The sequence below is a fragment of the Rhodococcus sp. P4_F3_2 genome (genome assembly GCF_056401335.1).
On sequence record NZ_JBFUJN010000012.1, the window covers coordinates 232,306 to 258,957 of the forward strand.

The window sequence follows — 26,652 nt, forward strand, 5'->3', positions numbered from 1 at the left end:
GGGGTCAGCGGTTTCGGCGCCCGCGCCGGCCGACGTCCGCCAGCACGATCACGCCGACCACGATCGCGAGCACCAGCGAATACACGCCCCACAGCACCAAGAACGGCAGCAGCCAGCCGGCATCAACGGTCTGACCGCGCGGTCCGACGCAGTACAGCGTGAAATTGGTGGACGTACCGTCGCCGTCGGTAAAGGAATCCGAGACGACCATCGCGCTCGATGTCGGTTCTTCACAGAAGATCGGCGCCAAGTGCGCGACCTGGCCGGGCCAGATCACCGAAGACAGCAGTGCGGCAAAGATTCCCACGACCACGATCACCGCTACCGAGATCAGTAACGGAGCGATTCGGCGGCTCACAGCGGCTGCACCAGAAAGGGAGTTCCGTCAGGCTCGAAGACCACAAGTACTCGCGAGCGTGGGGATTCCACCATCACGGAGGCRTGTATCGACTCGGTGCGACTGACCGAGATCCCGGAGACTTCGCCGTCGTCGACTCCGCTGCTCGCCAGCGCGTCATCGACCAACTTCTCGACATTCGCCAATGCCGGCACTTGATCCAGCGTGAACGATCGCGCATCGAGATCGTCGGTGACACTGACTTGCACGGGGATGGGCTCGCTGAGAATGACGCCGTCGAAAGAGAATCTGTCGAGCTGTGACGGCTTCCCGGGGTCACGAACGGTGACGCCGAGCGTCTCGATCGGGCTGATGTCGATGCTGGTCACCGATATCGCGTCGACGCCGTATCTATGTGCGAGGCTGTCGAACCCGCCTCGCACCAACTCCGACGTCATCCCACCGCCACGTTCGCGCATCTGGTTGTCGAAATCCGTCCGATCGACGGCACCGATGCATCCGCTCAGACCCGTGGCCGTCAAGGCGATGGCTACCGTCCACAGCGCCGGCCGCACCTGCGAGGACGCCAATTTCATGAGCGGAGCGTACCGCGAGTGTCCGGTTCCATCTCGGTGACCTGCGCGTCGGACGAATTCCTGTCGGCGACTCGTGGGATCATCGCGCCATGAATCGTGTCGACGAAGGATTCGAACCGCCGGACGCATTGGTCGAGTGGTGCCGCTCCCGCACCTTTCCACTGCACGTCCTCGACGACGAAGCAACCGTCGACCTGGATTGGTGGAACGCGCACCTGAACGACGCCGGTCACACCATCAGCCTGCGCGGGCGTGATCTCGACGGCAAAGTGATCACCGAAGGCCGAGCCATCGTTCAACGCAACGACCTTCGCCCGTCGAGCGACCTCGTTGTCGCCCAGCACGACGGCCTCGGACTGCTCTTTCTCTGCGCGGCCTGGCAAGGCTCGCACGAAAGCAGACGGTTCACGCGGCGGTTCCCCAACGTCTTCAATCCGCATCACCGCGAAGACGAGGATCCGCTGACCCAGATCACAGCCATTCTCGATCACTGTTCGAAAAACAAGTCGATGCCGGTCGTGCGACGCGACACCTGGTCCGGGTGGCCGCTCACCCCCGGCGTGGGGGTATCACTCATGGCCGCTTTCATGTGGGCGGTGGGCGTACAGGACGAAGGGCGACGCGCTCAGATGATCGATCAGTACGGCGTCTCGACACTCATCCACGAGGGCTGGCTCGAGGATCCTTCCGTCACGGGCTTCACGACGCGTCGCTACCGCCGGTACTGCGAACTGCTCGACAGTTGGGCCTATGCCGCCGGCACCCAACCCGAGATCGTCGAGATGTGGTTGGTGAAACGGTGGAGTGCGCGGTTGGCCCAAGCACGCAACGACGTCAGCGCCCCCACCCTGTTCTAATCCTCAGAAAGGTCGTGTCTCAGAAAGGCCGTGTCTCAGAAAGGCCAGGCAGGGAGGGTCGGCAGTCCCACTCTCGTCGGCCTCCCGACCAACCAGGCCAAGGTCTCCGCATCCGACAGCGAAGGAACACGTACACCCGGGACCGCTGTCTCCAGTGCGCCCAACTGACGGGCGAGAGTGAATTCCACGAACTCGGCAGGCCAGTCGTGGCAGGTGTAGCCGATGTCGAGGTCCATCAGGTGAATCTCGATCTCGTTCCAGCGCAGAATCGGCAGATCGAATGCCGTCACAGGTTTGCGCCACGGCACCGGCGTGTCCAGTCGATCTGCCTGGATCTCGCACAACGCGTCGACCAGTCTCGTTCCCGAGAAGCGGTAGTCGAGAGCCAACAACTCAGCCGGGCGATCTGCACCTTCCTCGATTGCAGCATTGCGCGCGTCCGGTCCCCCGGGATACATCTCCCCCGATTCGCCGCCCTGCACTCCGGCGACAAATCTGCCCAGCGCGTCGGCGTTGCGCGACATGTGCGTCACGACGTGTCCCCGACTCCACCCGGGGAGCCCGGAGGGCTCCCGCGCCTGCTCTTCGGTCAGTCCGCCGATGAGAGCCTGTGCCTTGACGTCGGATTCACGAACTGCGGCGACCAGGTCGGCATACGTCGGCGTTACGGAGTGAGACGTCATGCAGCGATACTAGTTCCCTTCGCGCACTCTCATACCGATTCACGACAAGGTCCACCACTCCCGGATCGACGCCGAGCGGTTCGGTCACACCATCGGCTCCTGCAGCGTGCAATCTTTCGTGAAACAGTCCGTGTGCGAGGAGGTACGAGGCAACGAACACTCGCTTCGCGCCGCGAACGCGTGCTGCTGCAACCACATCGGCTACCTTCGGTTGCCCGGTCGCGATGTATCCGATGTCCACCCGGATCCCCGCCGCTTCGGCGAGCATCAGCGCGGCACGCTCGACGTCTCGCAGCGCCCGCGCATCGGAGGACCCGGCGGCAGCAAGCACTATCGCGTCGCCTGGACTCCACCCCGCTTCGGTCAAGCGTCGGAGCAGCACGCGCGCAAGCGCCGGATCGGGTCCGAGTGCGGGCGTCACAGTCACAGCCGAGTGCCCACTGAGCGTCACTTCGCGTCGAACATCGGTGTGAACGTGGTAGCCGGACGCCAGGAAGGCCGGTACGAGAATCGCTCGCCCCGGAGTGTCTCGGAGGACTTCAGAAGGTGACGGACCGAGCACGTCGACAAAGGCAACGCGCGTGCGTCCGACGCGCGTGCCGACGGCTTCGGCAAGGGCAGCAACCATTTCCACGCCACGTGGGCTACGCGTGCCGTGAGCTACCACTACGAGTACATCGTCATCGCGTTGCATAGTCACCTGGATTCTGTACGTAGTCGCCGGGGTCGAGGGCAAGTCGATAGCCCCGCTTGACCACGGTCTGAACGGCTTTGGGCGCACCGAGGCACGCGCGCAATCGGGCGACGGCGGTCTCGACGGCGTGGGTGTCGCCGCCGCCACCGGGAAGAGAAGCCAGAAGTTCGTCGCGGGAGACGACTCGGCCGGGGCTGGCACCGAGAGTGCGGATCAGCGACATCGCAGCCGGCGGCAATTGCTTCACTTCACCGTCCACGACAACGCAACCGCCGCGGATGCTGATTTCGTGTTCGCCGGCTTGAATCTTGTTGGCTCGCTGCGGGAGTTCGTCGACGATGTGTCGCGCGAGCGCCCCGAGACGTGCCCGCGCCGGGGCTGTGGTCGGTACATTCAAGGCTTCGAGCGGCGCCGAGGTGACCGGGCCGACGCACATTGCCGCCACCGGACCCCGCATCGCGTCGAGAATGTCGCCGAGATCCCCGGTCTTGTCGGCGCGCATCAACATCGACGCAACGGCCGGTGCACTGGTGAAGCTGACGGCGTCGATTCCGGCTGAAGCGATGGCGTCGATCATCCGGTCGAGYAGCGTCGGATCCTCCGGCGGCTCCCATCGATAGACAGGGACCGCGATGACCTCGGCGCCCGCGTCGCGCAGCACCTGACAGAAATCGGGAATCGGCTCCCATTCGGTAGTGGCGCCGTGCAGTTGAACGGCGATTCGTTTTCCCGACACACCTTCTGCAAGAAGATGTTCGAGCACTTCGGCGGAAGACTCGGATGCCGGAGACCATTCTTCACGAAGGTCGGCCGCGCGGATTGCCCCTTTGGCCTTGGGTCCGCGCGCGAGCAGACGAGCCGAGCCCAACGCGGATCCGAGATTTTCCGCCTCACCCCACCCGTCGGCTGCTTCCAGCCAACCCCGGAATCCGATCCCGGTGGTGGCGACAACCACCTCGGGAGGATCCGAGATGATCTGCTGTGTCACCCTTTCGAGCTCGCGGTCGTCGGCGAGAGGGATGATCCGAATCGCCGGAGCGTGAACGACGTCCGCTCCCCGACGAGTCAGCAACGTCGCGAATTCCTCGGCGCGGCGCGAAGCGGTGATACCTACCGTGAATCCAGCCAACGGCATGTCGTCACTCACGAGACTGCATCGGCGACAGTCGAGCGAACGCCCTGCATCTGAAGGCTGTGTACCTGAACGACGCCTGCCCACACGCGAACTCCGTATACCGGCAGCGCAACCGTGGAGTCGTCCAGCGCTCGGCCGTCGACCAGCGAGAACGCCTGCTTGAGCAGCGGCGAGACCACGATCGGTTCACCGTCCCGGTCGCCGACGAGTCCGCGTGACATCACCGCGGCGCGGCCGTACGGATCGAAGTTGCTGACAGCCCGCAGTGTGCCGTCCTCTAGCAGGAACAGCGCCACCTGCTCGCCGCCGCGAAGAAGCACGGCGACCCCGCGTCCAGGGATCAGATGGCTCAGCGGGCAGGCCGACGTCCATTCGAGTCGATCCGAATCCAGCTTGGCGATCTGCGCATCGATGACACTCATCGAAGTCCTCCTGTCGATCCGGCGACAACGTCGCGCGGGTTCTTGTCTACGTTTCTACGGACCCCGTGTTTCCCACGGGTTACGCGACTATTACCGGCGCGTAGGGATGCTCGGCATACCCATCAGGACTGGAACCTTGCGCACTCCGGTCTCGTCGAACACAACCGTCGGGTCGGCTTCTTCCGGTGCATTCACAAATGAGACGAACCTCGACAGCTTCTCCGGATCACCCAGCACACCAGCCCATTCGTCCTGGTAGCCCTCGACGTGCTTGGCCATCAGAGCCTCGAGTTCTTCGCCGATTCCCAGGCTGTCTTCACAAATAACGGCCTTGAGGTGATCGAGTCCGCCTTCGAGTGATTCGACCCACGGCGCCGTGCGCTGGAGGCGATCGGCGGTGCGGATGTAGAACATGAGGTAGCGGTCGATGTACTTGACCAAGGTTGCGTCGTCGAGGCCTCCGGCAAGCAGTTGAGCGTGTTTGGGCGACTGTCCGCCGTTGCCGCCCACATACAGATTCCAACCGTTCTCCGTCGCGATGACGCCGACGTCCTTGCCACGCGCTTCGGCGCATTCACGAGCACATCCCGAGACGCCGAACTTGATCTTGTGCGGCGAACGCAGGCCGCGGTAGCGGTTCTCGAGGTCGACGGCCATTCCCACGGAGTCCTGAACGCCGTAGCGGCACCAGCTCGAACCGACGCAGCTCTTGACCGTCCGCAGGGACTTGCCGTACGCCTGACCCGATTCCATCCCGGCGTCGACGAGACGCTTCCAGATCGCGGGCAACTGTTCGACACGAGCCCCGAACAAGTCGATGCGCTGACCGCCGGTCACCTTCGTGTACAAGCCGAAATCACGCGCCACCTCACCGATGACGATGAGCTGCTCACCCGTGACCTCGCCGCCAGGCATACGAGGTACCACGGAGTACGTACCGTTCTTCTGGATGTTCGCGAGGAAGTGATCGTTGGTGTCCTGCAACGACGCCTGCTGGCGGTGCAGGATGTGATCGGAGTCCGTCGATGCCAGAATCGAAGCGACTACGGGCTTGCAGATGTCGCAACCGGCGCCCTTGCCGTACTTGGCGATCAGCGCCGAGAAGGTTCTGGTCTGCGTCGACTGCACGATCTGGAACAACTCGGCCCGCGATTGCGCAAAATGCTCGCACAGTGCCTTCGACATCACGACGCCGGAATCGGCCAGCAGCTGCTTCACAGTGGGAAGGCAACCGCCACAGGTGGTTCCGGCGCTGGTGCACGCCTTCACCGAAGCAATGTCGCATGCGCCGGCCGCGATTGCGCCGCAGATGGCTCCCTTGGTCACCGCGTTGCACGAGCACACCTCTGCATCGTCGGGCAGCGAGCCTGCACCCGGCTTCTCCCCCGCAGGCGAGATCAATGTCGCCGGGTCACCAGGTAGTTCGCGACCGACCAGCGGGCGCAGCGACGCGTAGGCCGACGCGTCACCGACAAGAATGCCGCCGAGCAGGATCTTCGCGTCATCGGAGACCACGAGCTTCGCGTACGTCCCCTTGGACGCGTCGCTGAGGACAACTTCGAGAGCTCCCGGTGAGGTCGCCATCGCGTCACCGAAACTGGCGACGTCGACGCCCATGAGCTTGAGCTTGGTGGACATGTCGGCGCCCGGGAAATCCGCGGCGCCGCCGAGCAGACGATCGGCCACGATCTCGGCCGTCGTGTAGCCGGGAGCAACCAGACCGTAGCAACGGCCTTCCACCGCAGCACATTCTCCGACGGCATAGATGTTCTCGTCCGAAGTCACGCAGCCGAGGTCGGTCAGGATGCCGCCACGCTCCCCCACTGCGATGCCGGCGTCGCGGGCCAGCTGATCACGCGGACGAACTCCGGCGGAGAAGACGAGCAGCGACGCGTCGATGGTGGAGCCGTCGGATAGTTCGACCACGATTCCGTTGTCGGCCTGCGAGATTCCCGCCGTCCCGACTCCGGTGTGAACGGTGAGACCGAGTTCGGTGACGAGGCGAGCGAGCAGTGCGCCGCCGCCCTCGTCGACCTGCATCGGCATCAATCGCGCATTGTGTTCGACGACATGTGCCGTCATTCCCATGAGCGAGAGAGCATTTGCGGCCTCGAGTCCGAGAAGACCGCCGCCCACCACGACGCCGACAGCGCCAGGACCCGCCTTCTCGGCGGCGGCCCGGATACCGTCGAGGTCGTCGAGGGTGCGGTAGACAAAACATCCGTCGCCGTCGTGCCCCGGTACGGGAGGCACGAACGGATACGAACCGGTCGCCATCACCAGAGCGTCGTAGGAGATCGTCTCGCCGGTTGTTGTCGTGACCGTGCGTGCATCTTTGTCGATCGAGAGCGCGCCTTCCCCCACTCGGAGGTCGACCAGGCTGTCACCGACGTAATCGTTACCGGCCAGTGCCAATTCCTTGGGGTCCCACGCTCCGACGTACGAGGACAGCCCGACTCGGTCGTACGCTGCGTACTGCTCGTCGCAGAGTACGGTCACCGACCAGTTGTTCGCTTCGTCGCGCGAACGCAGTGCCTCGACGAATCGGTGTCCGACCATTCCGTGTCCGATGACAACAACCGACTTGCTCATGACGCCTACTTCCCTGAGGTACGAGATAGTTCTGAGATTCCGCGGACCGCTCACGCCGTGACTGCCACTTTCGCCTCGTCGACGTCTGTGGTCAGCGTCGACGGCTTGCGCAGGAAGACGAACCAGGTGACTGCGATGCAGGCGATGTAGAAGGCCAGGAACACCCAGAAGGCCATGGTCGCCGACTTCGCGGGGCTGCTGTACGACGCGCGCAGCACCAGGTTGATGCCGACGCCGCCCAAACCGCCTACCGCACCGGCAAATCCGATGAGAGCACCGGAGATACTGCGCGACCACGTTGCCTTCTCGCTTCGATCCATGTGGTCGAAGCTCTGAGCCTTCGCCTCGAAGATCGCCGGGATCATCTTGTAAACGGATCCGTTTCCGATGCCGGAGAGCAGGAACAGGGCGATGAATCCGAGAACGAATGTCACCATGATTCCGGCGCTGGCGACGCCCGCGGTGTTGTCGTCCATCGTTCCGGCCGTCACGAGGATCGATGCAGCGAATGCCATGGCGACAAACGTCCACATGGTGATCTTGYCGCCGCCGATCCGGTCGGCCAGTTTGCCGCCGAGGGGCCGGGCGATCGAACCGAGGAGCGGACCGATGAAGGCGATCTGTGCTGCATGCAGCGCGGCCGCGGCCGGAGTGGCACCGCCGGCGAGGAAGTTGATCTGCAGAACCTGACCGAAGGCGAAGCTGAATCCGATGAAGGAACCGAACGTACCGATGTACAGGAAGCTGATCACCCACGACTCGGAGAACTTGAGTGCCTTGGCCATCGAGCGCAGGTCCGACTTCTGGTTGCCCAGGTTGTCCATGAACAGCGCGGCACCGACGGCAGCAGCGGCAATGAACACGAGATAGACAGCGCACACGATCCACGGAGCACGGTTACCGACGGTGGCGATCACCAGCAGACCGATCAGCTGGATCATCGGCACACCGATGTTGCCGCCGCCGGCATTGAGACCRAGCGCCCACCCCTTGAGGCGTTGCGGGTAGAAGGCATTGATGTTGGTCATCGACGACGCGAAGTTGCCGCCGCCGATACCTGCAGTGGCCGCTACCAACATGAACGTGGTGTACGACGCACCCGGATTCATCATCAGGTAGAGCGTGAGAAGTGTTGGTACGAAGAGGAACAGCGCACTCATGACGGTCCAGTTGCGACCACCGAACCGTGCGGTGGCAACCGTGTATGGAATGCGGAGGACCGACCCGACAAGTGTGGGCACTGCGACGAGGAAGAACTTTCCGGCCGCGTCGATGCCGTAGATATCCGTCGGCATGAACAACACCATCACGGACCAGATCGACCAGATCGAGAAGCCGACGTGTTCGGCTACCACTGACCAGATCAGGTTCCGCTTCGCGATGTCCTTGCCGCCGGATTCCCAGGCGTCGACGTCCTCTGCATCCCAATGCTCGATGTAATGACTCACCAGGGCCTCCTGAATATGTTGGAGACCCAAAGGTAGAAAACGGTTATTGCGCCGGTGCTGCGTGCGATGACCGCGAAGTCAATTGATCCTCACCCGGTAACAAGACCGGGTGTGAGCTAGTTTTTCGCAGGTGCGTGCCAGGAATCCTCGAGCATCCGAGGCTTGCATGCCTGGTAGGCGCCCAGGAGCACCACGATCACAGCGACGACGAGCAGGCCGAACGGCGCAGCGTATCCACCGGACACGTCGTGGAAAACGCCGAACAGGAGCGGACCGAGGCAGGCAACGGAGTAGCCGATGCCCTGGGTGAAGCCGGACAGTGCCGAGGAACCGATGTGCGAACGAGTACGCAGGTTGATCAGCGTGAGCGACATCGGGAACGTGCTCGGACCGAGGCCCAGGACGACAACCCACACGACCGGCGCCGCCATCGGGGCAAAGTACAGCCCGCCCATGCCGACCAGGTAGCAGACGGCACACGCGATCACGACAGGGAAGGGATTGGCCATGCGGGCGCACAGGGTCGGCGCACCGAACGCTGCGACGAGCCCGATCACCGAGAACATTCCGACCATCGTTCCGCCGAAGGCATCACTGGCTCCGGCGTCACGAAGGATCGAGGGAATCCACGTGAACATCGAATACGTGATCAGTGAGGTCATGCCGAACATGCCGGCCATCCCCCAGGCCACGGGAGAACGCCAGACCTGACCGCGTGGCTGTTCTGCCACTGCCGCAACCGAATCCGATGCATTCTCGACGGACCCGGCTTCGTTCGCGCGAGCTTTGCGCGAGCGAGCGAGGGTGATCAACCACGGCACTGCTGCGGCGAAGCCGAAGGCGGACCACCAGCCGATCGAGAACCGCCACCCGAAGGCGTCGGCGACCGGGACTGCGACGAACGCCGGAACGATGGTGCCGATCTGCACGGCCACGATGTAGACCGAACTCATGGTGGCGAGGCGATCCGAGAAGTACCGCTTGACCAACGGTGGGATCACGACATTGCCGATTCCCATGCCTGCCAGTGCCAGAGCTGAGAGGGCCAGCAACGACCATGTCTGAGACATCATGGCGCGCAAAAGCATTCCGACGCCGGCCATGAGCATCGCAACGAGGGCCGTTCGCTCGAGCCCGATACGTTTCGCGATGGCGGGAGTGATGAGACCGAAGATGGCGAACATTGCGGTCGGAACCATGCCGAAGACACCGACGATCGAGGCGGAGAAGCCGATCTCGTCGCGAATCTCGGCCGCCAAGGGCGAGAACGAGGTCACCGCAAGTCGAAGTACGAGCGCAGACATCGCAATCGCAGCGAAAACGAGCACACGGCCTTGTATCAACGAGCGGGTTTCGGTTCTCTCCAGTTGAGCAGTCACCGGCAAATCATAGGATGACCGGACGAACTCGCACAAGCGCGGTAATCTAACGTCACATTCACACCACTTACCCGGACCCGAGGAAACAACCACGTGCAACCCGTTCGACGCGCAAGTCTCATCTCGCAGGTCACCGAACAACTCCGCAACGAGATCCGGAGCGGGACCTGGCCGATCGGTTCCAAAATCCCCACCGAACCGGAACTGTCGGAGCTGACCGGGACCGGTCGCAATACCGTGCGCGAGGCGGTCCAGGCGCTCGTTCACGCCGGAATGCTGGAACGTCGTCAGGGATCGGGCACCTACGTCGTTGCTGTCTCCGACCTCGGTGGCACTCTCGGCAACTACTTTGCCGGCGCCCACCAGCGGGATGTACTCGAACTTCGGCGCGCACTCGACATCACCGCGGCCACCCTCGCCGCCGCACGGCGAACCGAAGACGACATCGCCGAACTGACGCGACTACTCGAGCTTCGCACCGCGTCATGGGAGGGTCAGGACATCGACGCTGCCACCACCGCGGACGTCGCCCTGCACAGAGCAATCGTCGCGGCCAGCCACAACGAGGTCTACCTGGAGTTCTACGACTCCCTGCTCCCCGTCATCGAGACCACGATCCAACAGCACATCGATGCAACCGGCGAAGGATTCCACTCGCAGCACGCAAACCTCGTCAACGCTGTCGTCGACGGGAACACCGTGGCCGCCTCGAACGCCGCACGCGAGCTGTTCGAGGGCCTGGTCTCGGACTTCGGTACCGGCGCCCCGATCTAGAGCAGCAAGCGCACGATGTCGGAAGTACGGGCCAACCCCGGGAACGCGTCCGCCGTCGAGCGGGGATGCAGAACATGAACTGCCAGGCGGAACATCACCGCACGTAGAAGCATCTGCGGCCACTCGGGGAGATCTTCCCACCGGCCGACCAGTGCCTCGTCGGCACCGCCCCACGAGATCGCGTCGACCACAGCGACGGCGGCGGCCCACGCAGCCGGTCGCCAATACGGCGTGATGTCGGTGATTCCGGGGGCCATACTGCCCGAGAACAGCACCGTCCCGAACAGATCGCCGTGCACGAGCTGGTCCGGGCTCTGCACCGGCTTCCGCAAAGTAGCGAGCCCGGCAATCAGTTCCAGACTTTTGCGACCGTCCGGAGTGGGCGTCTCGAGTTGCTCGACGCCCTTCGCGATCCTCAGCGGAACCGTTTCCCATGCCGCGCGATCAGCGGCGACGAATACGTCGACCTCGGCCCACGGCGGCACCGGCGGTTGTGCAAGGAAGCGCGGGCGCTCGAGCGAGGCCGTCGCCGCATGCAGTCGGCAGGACATCGAGACCACTTCGTCGTGACGTGGTTCCGGCGATCCGACGATGAATGTGTCAGCGCGCCAGCCCGAGACGACGTAACGACCGTCAGTCGAACGCACCGGTCGAGCCAGCCGAACGCCGTCGACTTCGAGGTTCTCTCGCACCTTCGCCGACCACGCTGCGCGGGCATGATCCGCGACTGCTGAAAGGACGACGTCTCCACACAGCCACCCGCCGTCCCAATCCGCACCGAGTGGGATGGGATCGACTTCACGGAGGCCGAAGGTGGAGCACACGTGCTGGGGAGGTTGGCCTGTGCTCACACCCCAACGCTACCGGTGCGCGGCGCCGCCTCCCGCGAGGCGCGCCTAGTAGACCGGCAGACTCGCATCCACCTGGTTCGCCCAGGCGATCGCGCCGCCTTGAACATGAACTGCGTCGGAGAAACCGGCGTTCTTGAGAAAGGCCAGTGCCTCGGCCGAACGAATGCCGGTTTTGCAGTACAGAACTATCTGCTTGTTCTGCGGCAACGTCGCCAGAGCTTCACCGGAAAGGATGCGGTCCTTCGGGATCAGCACCGCCCCCGGCAGATGCATGATGTCCCATTCAACTGGTTCTCGTACGTCTACCAGCTCGATCGATCGTCCCTCGCCGATCATGGCCTCCAGCTCCGGCGCCGTGATCGTAGAACCGACAGCAGCAGCGCTCGCCTCTTCGGACACGACGCCGCAGAACGCGTCGTAGTCGATCAAGGCGGTGACCGGCACGCGGGTCGGATCACGCTGAAGGCGGATCGTCCGGAACGTCATCGCAAGAGCGTCGTAGATCATCAGGCGCCCGAGAAGCGGTTCGCCGATCCCCGTGATGAGCTTGACCGCCTCGGTCGCCATGATCGAACCGACGGTCGCAGGCAGGACTCCGAGAACACCGCCCTCGGCGCACGAGGGGACCATTCCGGGCGGCGGCGCCTCCGGGTAAAGATCGCGATAATTCAGTCCCGCGCCGTCCGGGGCGTCTTCCCAGAAGACCGAGACCTGCCCTTCGAAGCGGTAGATCGAGCCCCACACGTACGGCTTTCCGGCGATGACGGCGGCATCGTTGACGAGGTACCGCGTCGCGAAGTTGTCCGTACCGTCCAGGATCAGGTCGTACTCCGAGAACAGTTCGACCGCGTTGGAGTTGTCCAGGCGGAATTCGTGCAACCGGACGTCGACGTGCTCGTTTATCTCGAGAATCGACTCCTTCGCGCTGACCGCCTTCGGGCGTCCGACGTCGGAGCGTCCGTGAATCACCTGACGCTGCAGGTTCGACATGTCGACCTCGTCGAACTCGACGATCCCGATGGTGCCCACTCCTGCGGCCGCGAGATAGAGCAGTGCAGGCGAACCCAATCCACCGGCGCCGATGAACAGGACTCGCGCATTCTTGAGCCGCTTCTGGCCGGTCATGCCCACGTTCGGGATGATCAGGTGCCGGCTGTATCTGGCAACTTCCTCCCGGCTCAACTCGGCTGCCGGCTCCACCAGTGGTGGCAATACGACGGGTGTTGCAGACACCGCGAAACACTCCTAGTTCAAGACGAGATCAGGGATTCTCGATCCGGTCACGCTCGGGGGTACGGCCACGGATTGAAGCGGCACGTGAGTCCGTTCATCGGAACGACGCCCTCGGGATCAAGCCTAGCGATGTCGTTGTTCGCGGTTCCGAAGGTCTGCTGCATCATGATCGGTGCGAGTCCGCCTTCGGTCTCGCACGGCTGATGAGCGGCGTATCCGATGGCATGGCCGACCTCGTGATTGATCTGATACTGCCGATACGAACCAATGTCACCCTGGAACGAAATGGCGCCTCGCACCCATCGCGGTTCGTTGAGCAGGACTCGGTCCATGCTCGGGTTGTAGCAGGATCCTTCGAGTTCGATCTCGTATCCGCAGCCTTCACGGATAGTCATCTGCGAGGTCAAGGAGATCCGGAAGTCCGGCTCGCCCGCGTCGACGCGCCGGAACGCGACCTTGGGATCATTGGTCCAACTCTTCGGATTTGCCAGCGTCTGATCGACCATGCGTCCGTACGATTCGTCACCGCCGAAACCGGTCGTGTCGACGCCGTCCTCGATCTCGACCGTGTACGTGAACTCGCGTTCGGTTCCCTGTCCGACCTTGCCCGTCGTACCCGGTACGACGTGCCACGTTCCGCCGCCCGCGACGGTGAACGGACCACCGTCGGGGAGAGCGCCGGACGGTATCGACGACGCAAAGGTTCCGTCTCCGGCCGGCGGCGCACCGATGACGTCGGTTCCGTCGGTGCTGTGTGCGAGGTCGGCAGTGGCCGACGTCTTGCTCGCGGTGTCTGTGGCGTCCGGACGTACTGCGTCGACGATCACAAGGATGGTGAGCACCACGAGAACCGGAATCGCGTAGGCCCGCCAACCGTAGGTCGAGACGAAGCGCCCGAGCTTGCTCTGCTTTCGCGCTGCCCGGTCGGGCCGCGGATTACGCGGGGTTCGGCCCACTTCTCGTTTGGTCGGATCCCATTGGGCACGCAAGGGCTGATGGGAGGAAATGCCGCGATAGTCGCGTTCGCCGTAGGCACGATCATCCGGCACCTCTGGCCGACGTTCGTCGCGGGGCGCTCCAGTTCCGCTACGCATTCGACGTTCCTCACGTTCAGGGTTCTGCGTAGTTCGTCCACGCATGCGCGGTCCCCCTGGGTCAGTCACGTCGTCCAGAATCTCACACACGGCAAGTCACTCGCCCGGGCTGACCGAAACATGCTGGTCCTGGCGTGTCATGGCAACCCGTCCTGTAACGAGAAAGACCGCTGGTCTCGCTCACCGAGGCACGCGCGACTCGCCCGGGCGACACACGGTATCGTTCATTCGGCTACGACCGGTGTGACGGAGGATACTGGCGGGTACGCACACGCGACTCGCGGATCCGCGCGCCGACCGAATTTACTTTTGCTCAGATTGGAAGCGACATGACAGAACTCGCGGATCGGACAGACTCCGATCGCGGTACAACGGCTGGCAAGCCTGCCGGAACACGTCGCAGCACCCGACTCCCCCGCGATGCGCGCCGCCTCCAGCTCCTCGCAGCTGCAAGTGAGGTATTCGTCGCGAACGGGTACCACTCGGCCGGCATGGACGAGATCGCCGAGTGTGCCGGTGTCAGCAAGCCAGTCCTGTACCAACACTTTCCAGGCAAGCTCGAACTGTATGTCGCAGTCCTGCAGAGTTATGTCGACAGCCTCATCTCGGGCGTACGCCAAGCCCTGCGATCGACGACGGACAACAAACAGCGTGTCCGCGCCGCAGTCCAGGCGTTCTTCGACTTCGTCGACAACGACTCGCAGGGCTTCCGCCTGGTGTTCGAGTCCGACATCATGGGCGAACCTCAGGTCCAGACACGCGTCGAACAAGCCACCGAAGCCTGCGTCGACGCCGTGTTCGACCTGGTCAGTCAGGATTCCGGACTCGATCCGTATCGCGCGCGTATTCTTGCCGTCGGTCTGGTCGGTGCCAGCCAGTTCACGGCGCGGTACTGGCTCGAAGCCGCGCGGCCGATCCCCAAGGAAGAGGCCGTGGAAATCACCGTGACACTGGCGTGGGGCGGTCTCTCACACGTGCCGCTGCAGGCCGAAACCAAGTAACCGGAACCCGAACGAGAATGGGCGGGCAGTCTCACGACCGACCTTGCGGATATCGGACGGACCGATCTCCACGTACGCCACACGAGAAGCCTGCACCAGGAACTTGCGGCCCTTGTCGTCGACGAGAGCCAGAACCGGCTCGCGGCCACCGAGGACAGCCGCGACCAGTGTCTCGACCTCGTCAGGGGTCTGTTCGCTGTTGACGATGAGCTCACGCGGGCTGTCGATTACACCGATCTTGACCTCCACGGTCAACCTCCGAACTGTTCGTGAATTACATCCGTTGTCGACGCAAGGCTAATGCAGCAGCGACCGCCCACGCTCCTCTGCACGCTGTGCCCAGAGCGAACAGGCACCTAGACGAGTCCGAGAATCGCCATCCGCTCGGCGTGCTTTGCCTGCATACCGTCGAACAACGCGACAACTCCGTTGAGGTCACCCGAGGCCGAGATCACCAGATCCGTGAGGTCCTCACGCTGCGCCAGCACGAACTGCGCCTGCGTGATTGCTTCACCCAGAAGACGGCGTCCCCACAACATCAGCCGGTCCTTGGCGCGGGTGCTGGCCTCCACTGCTGCCTTCACCTCGAGCACCACGAACTCCGAGTGGCCCGTCTGGGAAAGCACGTCCTCGACGATCTCGGCGACATCCGCCGGGAGGGAGTGCCCGATCTCGCGGTAGAAATCGGCAGCGATTCCGTCGCCGACGTACGCCTTCACGAGCGATTCCAGCCACGTCGACGGTGTCGTCGACGCGTGATAGTTGTCGAGAGCACGAACGAACGGGTCCATGACGGCAAAGATCTCGTGGCCACGTTCCGTCAGCGCCGTTTCCAGAGTCTCGAAGTGGTCCATCTCGGCGGCGGCCATGCTGGCGAACGCCACCTTGCCTCGCAGGTCCGGTGCCATTTGTGCGTCCTCCGCCAACCGGTAGAACGCCGAAATCTCGCCGTAGGCGAGAACGGCAAACAAATCGATCACGCCGGGGTGATCGGAAGCGACTCGGCCTCCGGTTCCAGCGTCCGTCGAAGCATCAAGATCGTGTGCGCCCATGACTACGAACTGTAGTGCTTCGACGGCCGACGCGACCGCCAAGGACCGCATGTCCGATTCGGTGATCTTCGACATGTCATCGCGAGGGGCGGACAACGTGCAGCTACAATGGTCTTGGGAGTTCGCCAGTTCCCCCGGCTCTTATGGTTAGCCGGGACGGCTGCTTTAGGTCAGCCGACACGACTGTGCTCACGCGGACCCCACCGATAATGTGCGCGCACCTGCATCGACGGTTGTTGCCCGCTTCGCCGAGATCTCCGGACGGTTCGAATTCGTCCGAGTGGAATTCAGTGCTGAGGCGTAGGCATGACCGAAGAAAAAGAGGGCATCGACATCGGCCGATTTACGGCCTGGCCCCTTACCTTGTGCGTGCGTACCGCCACGAGGAAAGGCTAGTCCCCTGAGCAAGATCACTGTCGACCACGAAGACGAAGCAACCGAGAACACCGTTTCCGTCCAGCTCGACGACACCCATGTACCCCCGAGCTTCGCCGAACTCGGTGTCCGCGACGAAATCGTCCGCGCACTGAACGAGATCGGCATCGAGCGCACCTTCGCCATCCAGGAACTCACCCTTCCGTTGGCTCTCGCCGGTGACGACCTCATCGGTCAGGCCCGCACCGGAATGGGCAAGACCTTCGGTTTCGGCGTCCCGCTCCTGCATCGCATCGTCACCGCCGAGAACGGCACGGCTGTCCTCGACGGCACGCCTCGCGCTCTGATCATCGTTCCCACCCGCGAACTGTGCATCCAGGTCGCTCGCGACCTCGAGAACGCCAGCAAGTACCTCCGAGTCGGCGACCGAGGTCTCCAGGTTCTGCCCATCTACGGCGGTCGGCCGTACGAGGCGCAGATCTCGGCACTGCAGAAGGGCGTCGACGTTGTCGTCGGCACCCCGGGTCGCCTGCTCGACCTGGCCAACCAGTCGCACCTGATCCTGGGCAAAGTGGGCGTTCTCGTCCTCGACGAGGCCGACGAAATGCTCGACCTCGGATTCCTCCCCGACATCGAACGCCTCATGGGCATGGTCCCCGACAAGCGTCAGACGATGCTCTTCTCCGCCACGATGCCCGGCCCGATCATCACCCTGGCTCGCACCTTCCTGACGCAGCCGACGCACATTCGCGCCGAGGAAGCCGAATCCTCCGCAGTGCACGACCGCACGAGCCAGCACATCTACCGTGCGCACGCTCTCGACAAGGCCGAGATGGTCGCCCGTGTTCTGCAGGCCGAAGGCCGCGGCGCGACGATGATCTTCACCCGCACCAAGCGCACAGCCCAGAAAGTCGCCGACGATCTCGCCGAGCGCGGTTTCTCCGTCGGTGCCGTCCACGGTGACCTCGGACAGATTGCCCGCGAGAAGGCCCTGAAGGGCTTCCGCAACGGCAAGGTCGACGTGCTGGTCGCCACCGACGTCGCCGCACGCGGCATCGACATCGACGACGTCACCCACGTCATCAACTACCAGTGCCCCGAGGACGAGAAGACCTACGTCCACCGCATCGGTCGCACCGGCCGCGCCGGACGCACCGGTATCGCCGTCACGCTGGTCGACTGGGACGACATTCCTCGCTGGCAGCTCATCGACAAGGCACTGAGCCTCGGAATCCCCGATCCGGTCGAGACGTACTCGAGCTCGCCGCACCTCTACGAAGAGCTGTCGATTCCGGCTGACGCCAAGGGCACTGTTCGCAGGGCCAAGGCCGCCCCTGAGAAGGCTGCAACCGACAAGGCAGCAACGGACAAAGCAGACGCGCCGAAGACGGCCGACGCCGACGGCAACGAAGAGAAGGCCGCGCCTCGTCGCAACCGGACTCGCCGCCGTACCCGCGCCGGTGCTTCGACCGACGCCGCGACGTCCACCACCGCCGGCGCCACCACAGCTCCCCCTTCGGCACCGGCGGCAACCGCTACCGAGAACTCGGACGAAGACGGAGCGGCCAAGCCGCGTCGCCGTCGGCGTCGTCGCCCCGCGGCTTCCGCGACGGCAGGCGCCGCAGAGTAAGCTGCCGATGTGCTGGCTCCCGAAAGGCGTACTCGCTCAGATGTGATCGGTGCGCTGGCAATCGCGCTGGCCGTAATCGTGGCGGTGACCGTGGTGTGGTTGCGCAGTGATGCGCGCGGAACCACCTCGGTCACCGCCGAATCTCCACTCCCACCTCTGTCGACGTCGGTGTTGTTACCCGACGTCCTGAAGCAGACGTGGGAATCTCCCAGTGCCGACTCGACGGCACCCATCACCGTCGGAAATGCCGTCGTCACCGCCGACGGTTCCGACGTGATCGGCCGCGACCCGGCAACAGGCGAAGAAGTATGGCGATACGCGCGCAACATTCCCCTGTGCGGTGCGATCGGTTCGTGGGATCGCGTCGTCAGCGTCTATCAGGACAATCGCGGTTGCTCTCAGGTCACGTCACTGGTCGCCGACACCGGCGCCCGAAAGGACCAGCGCAACAGCGACGCCGATTCCGCGGTCACCTTGTCGGCGGACGGCACCTATCTGATCTCACGCGGCAGTGAGCGAATGGAACTGTGGCGCTCGGACCTCGTCCGAACTCTCGAGTACGGCAGGGTCGACGCGAAGGTCAATCCGAACAAGCAACCCCGCACCGGATGCACGCTGCTCGACGCTGCGTCGAGCGCCAACCGAGTCTCGGTACTCGAGCGTTGCCCGGGTGAAGCCTCCAACAGGTTGACGGTGATGAACCCCGCACCGAAGGACGCCCAGGAACCCGAAGAGTACGGATCCTCGATTCTCCTCGACTCCGAAGGCGCCCGCCTGCTTGCCGTGGCCGGCGAGAAGACGGCCGTCTACCTCCCTGCCGCCAACGGAACCGCTTCTCGCATCACCATTTTCGACGGAACCGGCAATCCGATCGTCGACTATCCGATCGAGGGAGCGGTGACCGAAGGGGCCCGCACCCACGCCGACAAAGCTTCGATCACGTGGTGGACCGGCTCGCAGACCGTCAACCTCCGCCTGAGCGATCTGGCTCCGACGTGGATAGTCAACGGAACGTCCGGGCCCGGAAGCATGGTCGCCGGTCAGATGCTCATCCCTGTTCCGGGCGGGATTGCAGCCGTCAGCCCGTCGGACGGAGCGGTGCAGCGCATGATCGCAGTCGACCGCGGTGAGACGACGACGCCGATCGTGCTCGCCAGTGCGGGCGAGACGGTTCTGGAACAGCGCGGCGATACCTTGTTCGCGCTGCACTAGAAGCTCTCGCCTTCCTCAGAGCGCCAGTTCCGGCGCGAAAGTCACGACTTCATTTCCAGCCCAATGCTTTACGAGATTGTCGGCGAGTTCTCGATAGGCATCCGCGCCCTTGTTCTTTCGCCCGGCAAGGACCGTCGCGCCGGAAGCAGAGGCCTCGGCGAACTTGACCGTGCGTGGAATCGGCGGCGCCAGAACGGCGAGGGAGTAGCGGTCACTGACGTCAGCGAGTACGTCGCGACTGTGCGTGGTTCGAGCGTCGTACAGAGTCGGAAGTGCGCCGAGCAGAACAAGATCCGGGTTGGTGATGGCTTGGACTTCACGAACCGTACGCAGCAACTGTCCGACGCCGCGGTGTGCGAGGGTTTCGCATTGCAGTGGAACCAGAACCGACTGCGCCGCAGTCAATCCGTTGAGTGTGAGCACACCCAACGACGGTGGGCAGTCGATGATGATGACGTCGTAGGAACCCAGGAGCGGAGACAGCGCCCGCTTGAGCGCGAACTCTCGACCGGGTCGCATCAGGAGCAGCGCTTCGGCGCCCGCGAGATCGATGGTGGCCGGCAGGAGATCCATACCGTCGTCCGTTTTCAGCACGGCGTCGACCGCGTCGAGATCACCCGCCAGGACCTCGTTGACCGAACGCTCGAGGCGATCCGGGTTGTGTCCGAGCGAGAACGTCAGGCAGCCCTGCGGGTCGAGATCCACCACCAGAACTCGTTGTCCGAGCGCGGACAAAGCCGCACCGAGAGAAGCGACGGTAGTGGTTTTAGCCACGCCGCCCTTTTGATTCGCCACTGCGAGAACCGTCGTCACACGTAGATCCTTGCGCACTTCGCGCCAGGAGGCGAGCTACACACGCGAGGCAGCCTGCAATGATGGTCGACATGACCTCCCAGTCCGCCCCCTCGTCGATCCCCCTCGGTGCTCGCGTCGTACTCATGCGCCACGGTGAAACCGAGTGGGCACGCACCGGGAAACACACGGGCCGGACCGAGGTTCCGCTGACTCCGCTCGGCGAGATGCAGGCAACCGCGACCGGAAATCGCTTGCGAACCCTCGACCTCCGGAACCCCATGATTCTGACGAGTCCGCGGCTGCGCGCACAGTTGACGGGTGATCTCGCCGGCCTGCCGGAAGAGCGAACCTGGGATGCACTTTCCGAATGGGACTACGGCGACTACGAAGGCCTCACGACGCCCGAGATCCGCGCAACGGTGCCCGATTGGACCGTCTGGACACACCCGTGCCCCGGCGGCGAGCAGACCGATCAGATCCATGCCCGCACCGACATGGTGCTGTCGATGGTGCGTTCGCAGCTACCCGAGCGGGACGTGATCCTGATCGGGCACGGCCACTTCTCACGCGCGCTCATCGCCCGCTGGCTCGAGCTCCCGGTCACCGAAGGAAAGCGTTTCGCGTTGTTCCCGGGCGCTTACACGGTTCTCGGTTACGAGCACGGCGCCAGCCACCTCGTCCATCACAACGTGCCGCCGCTAGTGGAGGCTTGAGGCTTAAGATTCTCCCCATGATCCGACGCGCCACGCCCGCAGACGTCCAGCCGATCACCGACATGATCTACGAGTTGGCGGACTACCAGAAGGCCCTCGACGAGTGCACCGTGAAGGCGGAACAGATCGGCGAGGCATTGTTCGGGCCGGCCGCGACGGCCTTCGCGCACGTCGCTGTGAATTCGGCTGACGACGTCGTCGGCATGGCGCTGTGGTTCCGCAATTTCTCCACGTGGGACGGCGCCCACGGCATCTACCTCGAAGACCTGTACGTCAAGCCCAGCCAGCGCGGATCAGGCCACGGAAAGGCTCTTCTGGCCGCGCTCGCCAAGGAGTGCACCGACAACGACTACACCCGGCTGTCCTGGTCGGTGCTCAATTGGAACACGCCCTCGATCAAGTTCTACGAGTCACTCGGCGCCGACGCGAAGACGGAGTGGACCACGTATCGCCTGACCGGCACCCACCTCGGAGCTCTTGCCGCCGAAGCTGAGTAGGACTGAAGCAGGGTAGGCGTTCCGTCCTACTTGTCCCGCGGCTCTTCGGTCTCGTCCGGGTGTCCCTCTTCCGGCGACACCTCGTCTGCGTACGCTCCGTACTCCGCTGCCATCCATCGAGACGTCGGAGCCGAGAACAGGCAGCCCAGAGCGCCGAGAACGACGACACCCAGAACGATGCCGAGCGGCACCTGATGCGAATCGGTCAGGAGCGACCAGGCGACCGGCAGGAGCAGCAACTGCGCGACGACGGCGATTGCCCGGCCCCACCGGCGGCCCGTCAGCAAAGCGATACCGGCTGCCAACACCGCGCCGCCGAGGATCGCGACCCAGGCAGCAAATCCGTATCCGTTGGTGACGCTCTGATCGTGGCCGGTCGCGCCGCGAATCACTGCGACGATCGCGAACCCGGCGGCAACCAGCCCTTGCAGCGTCACGAGGGCACCTGCCCATGTGACTGTCTTGGGCAGGGCGTTCGGACTGGCGGTATTCGGCACGAGGCCAGCCTAGAACACGACACCGGATAGGCTCATGCCCCGTGCGCGCACTGCTGATCGTCAACCCCAATGCCACCTCCACCACCGCTGCCGGTCGTGACCTGTTGGCACACGCCCTCGAGAGTCGGGTGCGACTTACTGTGGCGCACACCACACATCGGGGACACGCTGCCGAACTGGCGCGCGAAGCCCACGAAGACGGCTTCGGCTCGGTGATCGTCCACGGCGGCGACGGAACGGTCAACGAAGTGGTCAACGGACTGCTCGGGTCACCGCATCCCGCGTCGATGAAATCGGTTCCGGTCGGTCCGATCCCGACGATCGCTGTCGTCCCGGGAGGCTCGGCAAACGTTTTCGCGCGCTCACTCGGTATTGCCGCCGACCCGATCGACGCCACAAACCAACTCGTCGATCTACTCTCGGAACGAACGAGACGCCGAATCGGGCTCGCACACTGCGACAACCGTTGGTTCACGTTCAACGCCGGAATGGGCCTCGACGCCGATGTATGCGAGGCCGTCGACGCCAGCCGTAAGAACGGTGACGCCGCCACACCCGCCCGGTATGTCCGAACCGCGATCGCGGCGTTCTTCCGTGCCAAGCGAGCCGAGCCCGCCCTGACAGTCCACCTCCCCGATCAGGATCCCGTCTCCGGAGTCCACTACGCGTTCGTGTCGAACTCGAGCCCGTGGACATATCTGGAAGAGCGTCCCGTACACACCAATCCGGGAACGACCTTCGACAGTGGACTCGGCATCTTCGCCATGACGAGCACCAAAGTCCTACCGTCTCTGCGGGTTGTGCGACAGCTCCTCGCACGCGGCGCAGAACCGAAATCAAAGGTCCTTCTACGCACCGACGACGTCCCGACAATCACCATCGAATCGTCGCGACCGATCGGACTGCAGATGGACGGCGACTACATCGGACTTCGCGAAAAAGTCGAATTCACCTCGGTCCCGGATGCACTGGAAGTGTTCGCACCGATTCCGACGTGAGTCAGGCAACACGTTTGACCTGCAAAAACTCTGGTGCCGAATAGTCGAAATCGGGTAAAATGCCGGTGACGCCCAGGTGGCCGTCAGGTGTGTCACAAATTAGTGAGTTGGCCCACGAACCCGTTCAAACCTATTGACATACCGCGAGTTCGTGAAAGCATTCACAAGTAACAGTGCGGAAACATTGATGACGCACACACAAACTCATTGGTACCAAATGGTGTGAATACACACCCAATTAAGGAGCGAAAAAAGATGGACTGGCGCCACAACGCAATCTGTCGCGACGAGGATCCCGAACTGTTCTTCCCGGTGGGAAACAGTGGACCGGCCCTTGCTCAGATCGCTGATGCCAAGGTTGTCTGCAACCGCTGCCCCGTCACCGCCGAGTGCCTGTCCTGGGCTCTCGAGTCCGGCCAGGATGCAGGCGTCTGGGGCGGAATGAGCGAAGACGAGCGCCGCGCACTCAAGCGTCGTAACGCACGTACCCGTGCACGCACTTCCGTCTAGGTAGAACCGAGACGTTCGACTCGCGGCGGAGAACAGCCCCTCCGCACAGTCGAAGACGACAGCCCGACACCACATGGTGTCGGGCTTTTTGTCTGCTCGAATCGCTAACGCTGCTCGAATCAGTAACGCGCAGTGCGTCTACCGAGCGGCACACGCAGAACCGCGTCGGTGCCGCCACCGCTTCCCGGGTGCAGTCCGAGCGAGCCACCGAGTTCGGCGCCCAACAAAGTCCGCACGATCTGGAGTCCGAGCCGATCGGACTTCTCGAGGTCGAAGTTCTCCGGCAGGCCGCGCCCGTTGTCGTGGATGATCACGTCCAACCAGCGTGCAGAACGCTCGGCGCTGAGTGTGACCGTGCCGGTCACTCCCGGATCGAAAGCGTGCTCGATCGCGTTCTGCACCAACTCCGTCAGCACCATGACCAGCGGGGTGGCGCGCTCGGCGGAGAACACTCCGAAACTGCCCTCACGCCGAATCGCCACCGGCACACCCACTCCCGCGACATCGGAAAGCATGGGAACCAACCGGTCGATCACCTCGTCGAGATCCACCTCTTCGTCCACCGACATCGACAAGGTGTCGTGAACGAGGGCGATGGACGTCACGCGCCTCACCGACTCTGTCAACGCCTGTCGCGCTTCGTCGTTGCCGGTTCGCCTGGCCTGTAGACGCAGAAGCGCCGCGACGGTTTGCAGGTTGTTCTTCACTCGATGGTGAATCTCGCGGATGGTTGCGTCCTTGCTCAGGAGAGCGCGATCACGACGCTTGACCTCGGTGACGTCGCGGACGACGACCGCCGCACCGACATGCCGGCCGCCCGGCTTGAGAACCAGGGCTCGCAGCAGAACGGTCGCCCCGCGCGCCTCGATTTCCATACGGCGACCGGGCTTGTCCGCCAACGTATCTCGGATGTATCCCGCAGCTTCCTGAGACTCGAACGGGTCGGTGACCAACGAACGGGTCAACGCCGCGAGGTCTTGGCCCACCAGATCCGAACTCAGACCCATCCGGTGATAGGCCGAGAGCGCGTTCGGGCTGGCATAGACGACGGTGCCTTCGGTATCGAGACGGATGAAGCCGTCGCCCGCACGTGGGCTCGAGTTCGTGTCGGAGCGCGATTCTCGGATCGGGAAGGTTCCGTCGCTGATCATCTGACACAGGTCTTCGGCGCAATCGAGATACGCGAGCTCGAGCGGACTCTGCGCTCGCTGGTGCGACAGGTTGGTGTCGCGGCTCAGAACCGCGATGACTCGCCCGTCCAGACGCACCGGAACGGCTTCCCGACGCGGCGGCATTCCTTCACGCCACGTCTCGTCTTCCCCGCGCACGACGCGGCCCTCGACGAGAGCGCGAAGAACCTGCGGGTGCTCGGACTCGGAAACGACCGTTCCGACCGCGTCCTCCGGAAAAGCCGTCGATGCCGTTGTCGGCCGGCAATGCGCGACGCAGATGACCGTCCCCTCGGATCGGTTCTTCTCCGATTCGGTGCCCACCCACAGGAGAACGTCGGCAAAGGAGAGGTCGGCGAGCAGTTGCCACTCCCCCACGACGCGCTGGAGATGGTCGACCGCCGCACCGGGAAGATCGGTGTGTTCGGCGAGGAGGTCACTGAGAGTGGACATCGTCCGGCTTAGGAGATCACGGCGATCAGATCGCCTTGCTGAATCACGTCGCCGACCTTGACGCCCACCGTCGTCACCGTTCCCGGAACTTCGGCCAGGACGGGAATCTCCATCTTCATGGATTCGAGGATGACCAGGGTGTCGCCGTCCGCAACGACGTCTCCCTCGCTCACGACGACCTGGTAGACCGTCGAAACCATCTCGGCGCGCACGTCTTCTGCCATCGTGAACCTCACTTCTGTCGGAACTGCACTCTGACCACGAAAATACGTCGACGGATCACTCGATCGACCTGCCAATGGAACCACACCGGCATCGGCGTGAAACAATGACGCGAAAGAAACAGAAGGGAGACCAATCATGGGTAAGCGTGGTCGTAAGAAGCGCAGCCGTAAGGGCAACGCCGCTAACCATGGCAAGCGTCCAAACGCCTGACATGTAGCGCAACAAAACGTCCGAGGGGCGGGGGAGCATTTCTTCCCCGCCCCTCGGCGTTACTGCCTTCCGACTGCTGCCGCTCAGATCTTCGCTGACGGGCTAGCTGTCGGTTTCGGTAGTCGTTATGACGATGGTCCGACGCAACTCGACGGTGAGCCGCTGACGCAGGCTTTCCGGCGCGTGGTCTCCACCGCACTTACGGTTGATCAGGCTCTTGACCTTCTCCTCGATCCCGTAGGCCTCGAGGCACGATCCACAATCGTCGATATGACGCTGCAGGCGAGCACGACTTGAATCGTCGCATTCACCGTCGAGCATCAACCAGACGTCGGCGATGACTGCCGAGCAGTCGAGCCTTTCGAATTCGTCCTGCTCACTCATCGTGTGACACCTTCCGTCTCGGTGGCTGCGACTGTGGCTGTGTCGACCGCGCCGTCCCGATTGAATCCCCGGTCTTTTGCGACATCGGCCAAAAGACCACGCAATTGCTTGCGACCACGGTGCAGTCGCGACATCACCGTTCCGATGGGTGTGCCCATGATCTCCGCGATCTCCTTGTACGGGAATCCTTCGACATCGGCGTAGTACACGGCCATACGGAATTCCTCGGGAAGCGACTGCAGCGCCGCCTTGATGTCGTCGTCAGGCAACGCGTCGAGCGCCTCCACCTCGGCCGATCGCAGCCCCGTCGAGGTGTGCTCGGCGGTGGCGGCCAACTGCCAGTCGGTGATCTCGTCCGTCGGATACTGCGCGGGTTGGCGCTGCTTCTTGCGGTACGAGTTGATGTAGGTGTTCGTGAGAATCCGGTACAGCCAGGCTTTCAGGTTGGTACCGGCACGGAACGAACGGAAAGCGGTGTACGCCTTGACGTACGTCTCCTGCACGAGATCCTCGGCATCAGCCGGATTCCGCGTCATGCGCAGGGCAGCGCCGTACAACTGGTCGAGCAGCGGGAGCGCGTCGCGCTCGAACCGGGCAATCAACTCATCCGCAGTTTCGGGCGTTTCGGACACAGCGCCGTCGATAGGTTCAGTTACCCCTGACGGTTCGTCCTTGGGCCGGTCGTGTTCCAGCACTCTGATCCCTTCACTAGCCGTAGGGATCAAGGTTACCGCCAACTGAAGATCCGACCCACGGGCCGGTGGTGGCTCACACACAGCCAGCACGGTCGCTCCTTCGCTTCTCGGGACAAGTTTCATCAACTGGTACCAACACGG

At 63.5% G+C, this 26,652-nt stretch carries 30 protein-coding genes; 10 read left to right on the top strand and 20 right to left on the bottom strand.

The window, feature by feature from the left end; all coding sequences use genetic code 11:
- Positions 1-4: 4 nt before the first annotated feature.
- Both AC1DWA_RS15180 and AC1DWA_RS15185 read right to left on the bottom strand, forming a co-directional pair.
- The gene (locus tag AC1DWA_RS15180; protein ID WP_020907125.1) at positions 5-358 is read right to left on the bottom strand and encodes a hypothetical protein; all 354 of its coding nucleotides are present in this window, start codon (positions 356-358) and stop codon (positions 5-7) included.
- Complete coding sequence (locus AC1DWA_RS15185; RefSeq protein ID WP_134998777.1) at positions 355-933, bottom strand: hypothetical protein; 579 nt, start codon at positions 931-933, stop codon at positions 355-357. The genes AC1DWA_RS15180 and AC1DWA_RS15185 overlap by 4 nt, the downstream gene beginning before the upstream one ends.
- Positions 934-1,022: 89 nt before the next feature.
- On the opposite strand from AC1DWA_RS15185, the gene AC1DWA_RS15190 reads away from it, so the two are divergent.
- A complete protein-coding gene (locus AC1DWA_RS15190; protein ID WP_477846061.1) occupies positions 1,023-1,790 on the top strand; it encodes an 8-oxoguanine DNA glycosylase OGG fold protein in 768 nt (255 codons plus the stop codon).
- Between the two features lie 35 nt (positions 1,791-1,825).
- On the opposite strand, the gene AC1DWA_RS15195 is transcribed toward AC1DWA_RS15190, so the two are convergent.
- From AC1DWA_RS15195 to AC1DWA_RS15225, 7 genes are all read right to left on the bottom strand, one after another.
- Entirely contained in the window at positions 1,826-2,473 is a 648-nt protein-coding gene (locus AC1DWA_RS15195; RefSeq protein ID WP_020907123.1) for a maleylpyruvate isomerase family mycothiol-dependent enzyme, read from the bottom strand.
- Positions 2,418-3,167 (bottom strand): sirohydrochlorin chelatase, encoded by a 750-nt coding sequence (locus AC1DWA_RS15200; protein ID WP_477846116.1) that lies wholly within the window; start codon positions 3,165-3,167, stop codon positions 2,418-2,420. Before AC1DWA_RS15200 ends, AC1DWA_RS15195 begins: the two co-directional genes overlap by 56 nt.
- Positions 3,154-4,314, bottom strand: a complete 1,161-nt coding sequence (locus AC1DWA_RS15205) for a uroporphyrinogen-III synthase (protein WP_019747814.1) — start codon at positions 4,312-4,314, stop codon at positions 3,154-3,156. Before AC1DWA_RS15205 ends, AC1DWA_RS15200 begins: the two co-directional genes overlap by 14 nt.
- Positions 4,311-4,724 (bottom strand): nitrite reductase small subunit NirD, encoded by a 414-nt coding sequence (gene nirD, locus AC1DWA_RS15210; RefSeq protein WP_021343732.1) that lies wholly within the window; start codon positions 4,722-4,724, stop codon positions 4,311-4,313. Before nirD ends, AC1DWA_RS15205 begins: the two co-directional genes overlap by 4 nt.
- Before the next feature lie 90 nt (positions 4,725-4,814).
- Positions 4,815-7,316, bottom strand: a complete 2,502-nt coding sequence (nirB, locus tag AC1DWA_RS15215) for a nitrite reductase large subunit NirB (protein WP_020907121.1) — start codon at positions 7,314-7,316, stop codon at positions 4,815-4,817.
- A gap of 50 nt (positions 7,317-7,366) precedes the next feature.
- On the bottom strand, positions 7,367-8,767 hold the full coding sequence (locus AC1DWA_RS15220; RefSeq protein WP_477916810.1) for an MFS transporter: 1,401 nt from the start codon (positions 8,765-8,767) through the stop codon (positions 7,367-7,369).
- A 113-nt stretch (positions 8,768-8,880) separates the two neighbouring features.
- The gene (locus AC1DWA_RS15225) at positions 8,881-10,143 is read right to left on the bottom strand and encodes an MFS transporter (protein WP_019747810.1); all 1,263 of its coding nucleotides are present in this window, start codon (positions 10,141-10,143) and stop codon (positions 8,881-8,883) included.
- A gap of 93 nt (positions 10,144-10,236) precedes the next feature.
- Between AC1DWA_RS15225 and AC1DWA_RS15230 the strand changes: the two genes are divergently transcribed.
- On the top strand, positions 10,237-10,917 hold the full coding sequence (locus AC1DWA_RS15230; RefSeq protein WP_020907120.1) for a FadR/GntR family transcriptional regulator: 681 nt from the start codon (positions 10,237-10,239) through the stop codon (positions 10,915-10,917).
- Here AC1DWA_RS15230 and AC1DWA_RS15235 read toward each other — a convergent pair.
- From AC1DWA_RS15235 to AC1DWA_RS15245, 3 genes are read right to left on the bottom strand one after another with little or no spacing between them, the layout of a single operon-like run.
- Positions 10,914-11,768: a TIGR02569 family protein gene (locus AC1DWA_RS15235; protein ID WP_007731227.1), complete on the bottom strand. Its 855-nt coding sequence runs from the start codon at positions 11,766-11,768 to the stop codon at positions 10,914-10,916. The two genes, AC1DWA_RS15230 and AC1DWA_RS15235, sit on opposite strands and share 4 nt — an antisense overlap.
- A 45-nt stretch (positions 11,769-11,813) precedes the next feature.
- Positions 11,814-13,001 (bottom strand): adenylyltransferase/sulfurtransferase MoeZ, encoded by a 1,188-nt coding sequence (moeZ, locus tag AC1DWA_RS15240; protein WP_019747808.1) that lies wholly within the window; start codon positions 12,999-13,001, stop codon positions 11,814-11,816.
- A gap of 47 nt (positions 13,002-13,048) precedes the next feature.
- A complete protein-coding gene (locus AC1DWA_RS15245) occupies positions 13,049-14,095 on the bottom strand; it encodes a DUF3152 domain-containing protein (RefSeq protein ID WP_153212496.1) in 1,047 nt (348 codons plus the stop codon).
- Positions 14,096-14,424: 329 nt separating this feature from the next.
- Here AC1DWA_RS15245 and AC1DWA_RS15250 point away from each other — a divergent pair, with 329 nt between their 5' ends.
- The gene (locus tag AC1DWA_RS15250) at positions 14,425-15,096 is read left to right on the top strand and encodes an HTH-type transcriptional activator FasR (RefSeq protein ID WP_003942309.1); all 672 of its coding nucleotides are present in this window, start codon (positions 14,425-14,427) and stop codon (positions 15,094-15,096) included.
- On the opposite strand, the gene AC1DWA_RS15255 is transcribed toward AC1DWA_RS15250, so the two are convergent.
- Both AC1DWA_RS15255 and AC1DWA_RS15260 read right to left on the bottom strand, forming a co-directional pair.
- On the bottom strand, positions 15,064-15,345 hold the full coding sequence (locus AC1DWA_RS15255) for a DUF3107 domain-containing protein (RefSeq protein ID WP_477916785.1): 282 nt from the start codon (positions 15,343-15,345) through the stop codon (positions 15,064-15,066). The two genes, AC1DWA_RS15250 and AC1DWA_RS15255, sit on opposite strands and share 33 nt — an antisense overlap.
- 107 nt (positions 15,346-15,452) lie before the next feature.
- The gene (locus AC1DWA_RS15260; protein WP_029255047.1) at positions 15,453-16,148 is read right to left on the bottom strand and encodes a ferritin-like fold-containing protein; all 696 of its coding nucleotides are present in this window, start codon (positions 16,146-16,148) and stop codon (positions 15,453-15,455) included.
- A 400-nt stretch (positions 16,149-16,548) separates the two neighbouring features.
- Between AC1DWA_RS15260 and AC1DWA_RS15265 the strand changes: the two genes are divergently transcribed.
- Together AC1DWA_RS15265 and AC1DWA_RS15270 are read left to right on the top strand one after the other, a co-directional pair.
- A complete protein-coding gene (locus AC1DWA_RS15265; protein WP_030244557.1) occupies positions 16,549-18,153 on the top strand; it encodes a DEAD/DEAH box helicase in 1,605 nt (534 codons plus the stop codon).
- Between the two features lie 9 nt (positions 18,154-18,162).
- Positions 18,163-19,365, top strand: coding sequence for an Rv3212 family protein (locus AC1DWA_RS15270; protein ID WP_477916787.1), 1,203 nt, complete (start codon positions 18,163-18,165; stop codon positions 19,363-19,365).
- A 15-nt stretch (positions 19,366-19,380) separates the two neighbouring features.
- Here the strand turns inward: AC1DWA_RS15270 and AC1DWA_RS15275 are convergent, their stop codons facing one another.
- Complete coding sequence (locus AC1DWA_RS15275) at positions 19,381-20,178, bottom strand: ParA family protein (RefSeq protein ID WP_003940948.1); 798 nt, start codon at positions 20,176-20,178, stop codon at positions 19,381-19,383.
- Positions 20,179-20,249: 71 nt separating this feature from the next.
- Between AC1DWA_RS15275 and AC1DWA_RS15280 the strand changes: the two genes are divergently transcribed.
- Positions 20,250-20,873, top strand: coding sequence for an acid phosphatase (locus AC1DWA_RS15280; RefSeq protein WP_019747801.1), 624 nt, complete (start codon positions 20,250-20,252; stop codon positions 20,871-20,873).
- A gap of 17 nt (positions 20,874-20,890) precedes the next feature.
- Positions 20,891-21,370 carry a GNAT family N-acetyltransferase gene (locus AC1DWA_RS15285; protein WP_003940724.1) on the top strand — a complete coding sequence of 160 codons (480 nt, stop codon included), beginning with the start codon at positions 20,891-20,893 and terminating at the stop codon, positions 21,368-21,370.
- Positions 21,371-21,396: 26 nt separating this feature from the next.
- On the opposite strand, the gene AC1DWA_RS15290 is transcribed toward AC1DWA_RS15285, so the two are convergent.
- A complete protein-coding gene (locus AC1DWA_RS15290) occupies positions 21,397-21,867 on the bottom strand; it encodes a hypothetical protein (protein WP_020907115.1) in 471 nt (156 codons plus the stop codon).
- A gap of 41 nt (positions 21,868-21,908) precedes the next feature.
- On the opposite strand from AC1DWA_RS15290, the gene AC1DWA_RS15295 reads away from it, so the two are divergent.
- Together AC1DWA_RS15295 and AC1DWA_RS15300 are read left to right on the top strand one after the other, a co-directional pair.
- The gene (locus AC1DWA_RS15295) at positions 21,909-22,865 is read left to right on the top strand and encodes a diacylglycerol/lipid kinase family protein (RefSeq protein ID WP_019747798.1); all 957 of its coding nucleotides are present in this window, start codon (positions 21,909-21,911) and stop codon (positions 22,863-22,865) included.
- Positions 22,866-23,120: 255 nt separating this feature from the next.
- Positions 23,121-23,375 carry a WhiB family transcriptional regulator gene (locus tag AC1DWA_RS15300; protein WP_003940950.1) on the top strand — a complete coding sequence of 85 codons (255 nt, stop codon included), beginning with the start codon at positions 23,121-23,123 and terminating at the stop codon, positions 23,373-23,375.
- 119 nt (positions 23,376-23,494) lie between these two features.
- Here the strand turns inward: AC1DWA_RS15300 and AC1DWA_RS15305 are convergent, their stop codons facing one another.
- Positions 23,495-24,997: a sensor histidine kinase gene (locus AC1DWA_RS15305; RefSeq protein WP_019747797.1), complete on the bottom strand. Its 1,503-nt coding sequence runs from the start codon at positions 24,995-24,997 to the stop codon at positions 23,495-23,497.
- A gap of 8 nt (positions 24,998-25,005) precedes the next feature.
- A complete protein-coding gene (locus tag AC1DWA_RS15310) occupies positions 25,006-25,221 on the bottom strand; it encodes a biotin/lipoyl-binding carrier protein (RefSeq protein WP_007731208.1) in 216 nt (71 codons plus the stop codon).
- A 136-nt stretch (positions 25,222-25,357) separates the two neighbouring features.
- On the opposite strand from AC1DWA_RS15310, the gene AC1DWA_RS15315 reads away from it, so the two are divergent.
- A complete protein-coding gene (locus AC1DWA_RS15315; RefSeq protein WP_022597109.1) occupies positions 25,358-25,432 on the top strand; it encodes a 50S ribosomal protein bL37 in 75 nt (24 codons plus the stop codon).
- A gap of 102 nt (positions 25,433-25,534) precedes the next feature.
- Here AC1DWA_RS15315 and rsrA read toward each other — a convergent pair whose 3' ends face one another.
- Both rsrA and AC1DWA_RS15325 read right to left on the bottom strand, forming a co-directional pair.
- On the bottom strand, positions 25,535-25,816 hold the full coding sequence (rsrA, locus tag AC1DWA_RS15320; RefSeq protein ID WP_003940722.1) for a mycothiol system anti-sigma-R factor: 282 nt from the start codon (positions 25,814-25,816) through the stop codon (positions 25,535-25,537).
- Positions 25,813-26,511 carry a sigma-70 family RNA polymerase sigma factor gene (locus AC1DWA_RS15325; RefSeq protein WP_019747795.1) on the bottom strand — a complete coding sequence of 233 codons (699 nt, stop codon included), beginning with the start codon at positions 26,509-26,511 and terminating at the stop codon, positions 25,813-25,815. Before AC1DWA_RS15325 ends, rsrA begins: the two co-directional genes overlap by 4 nt.
- Positions 26,512-26,652 lie beyond the last annotated feature (141 nt).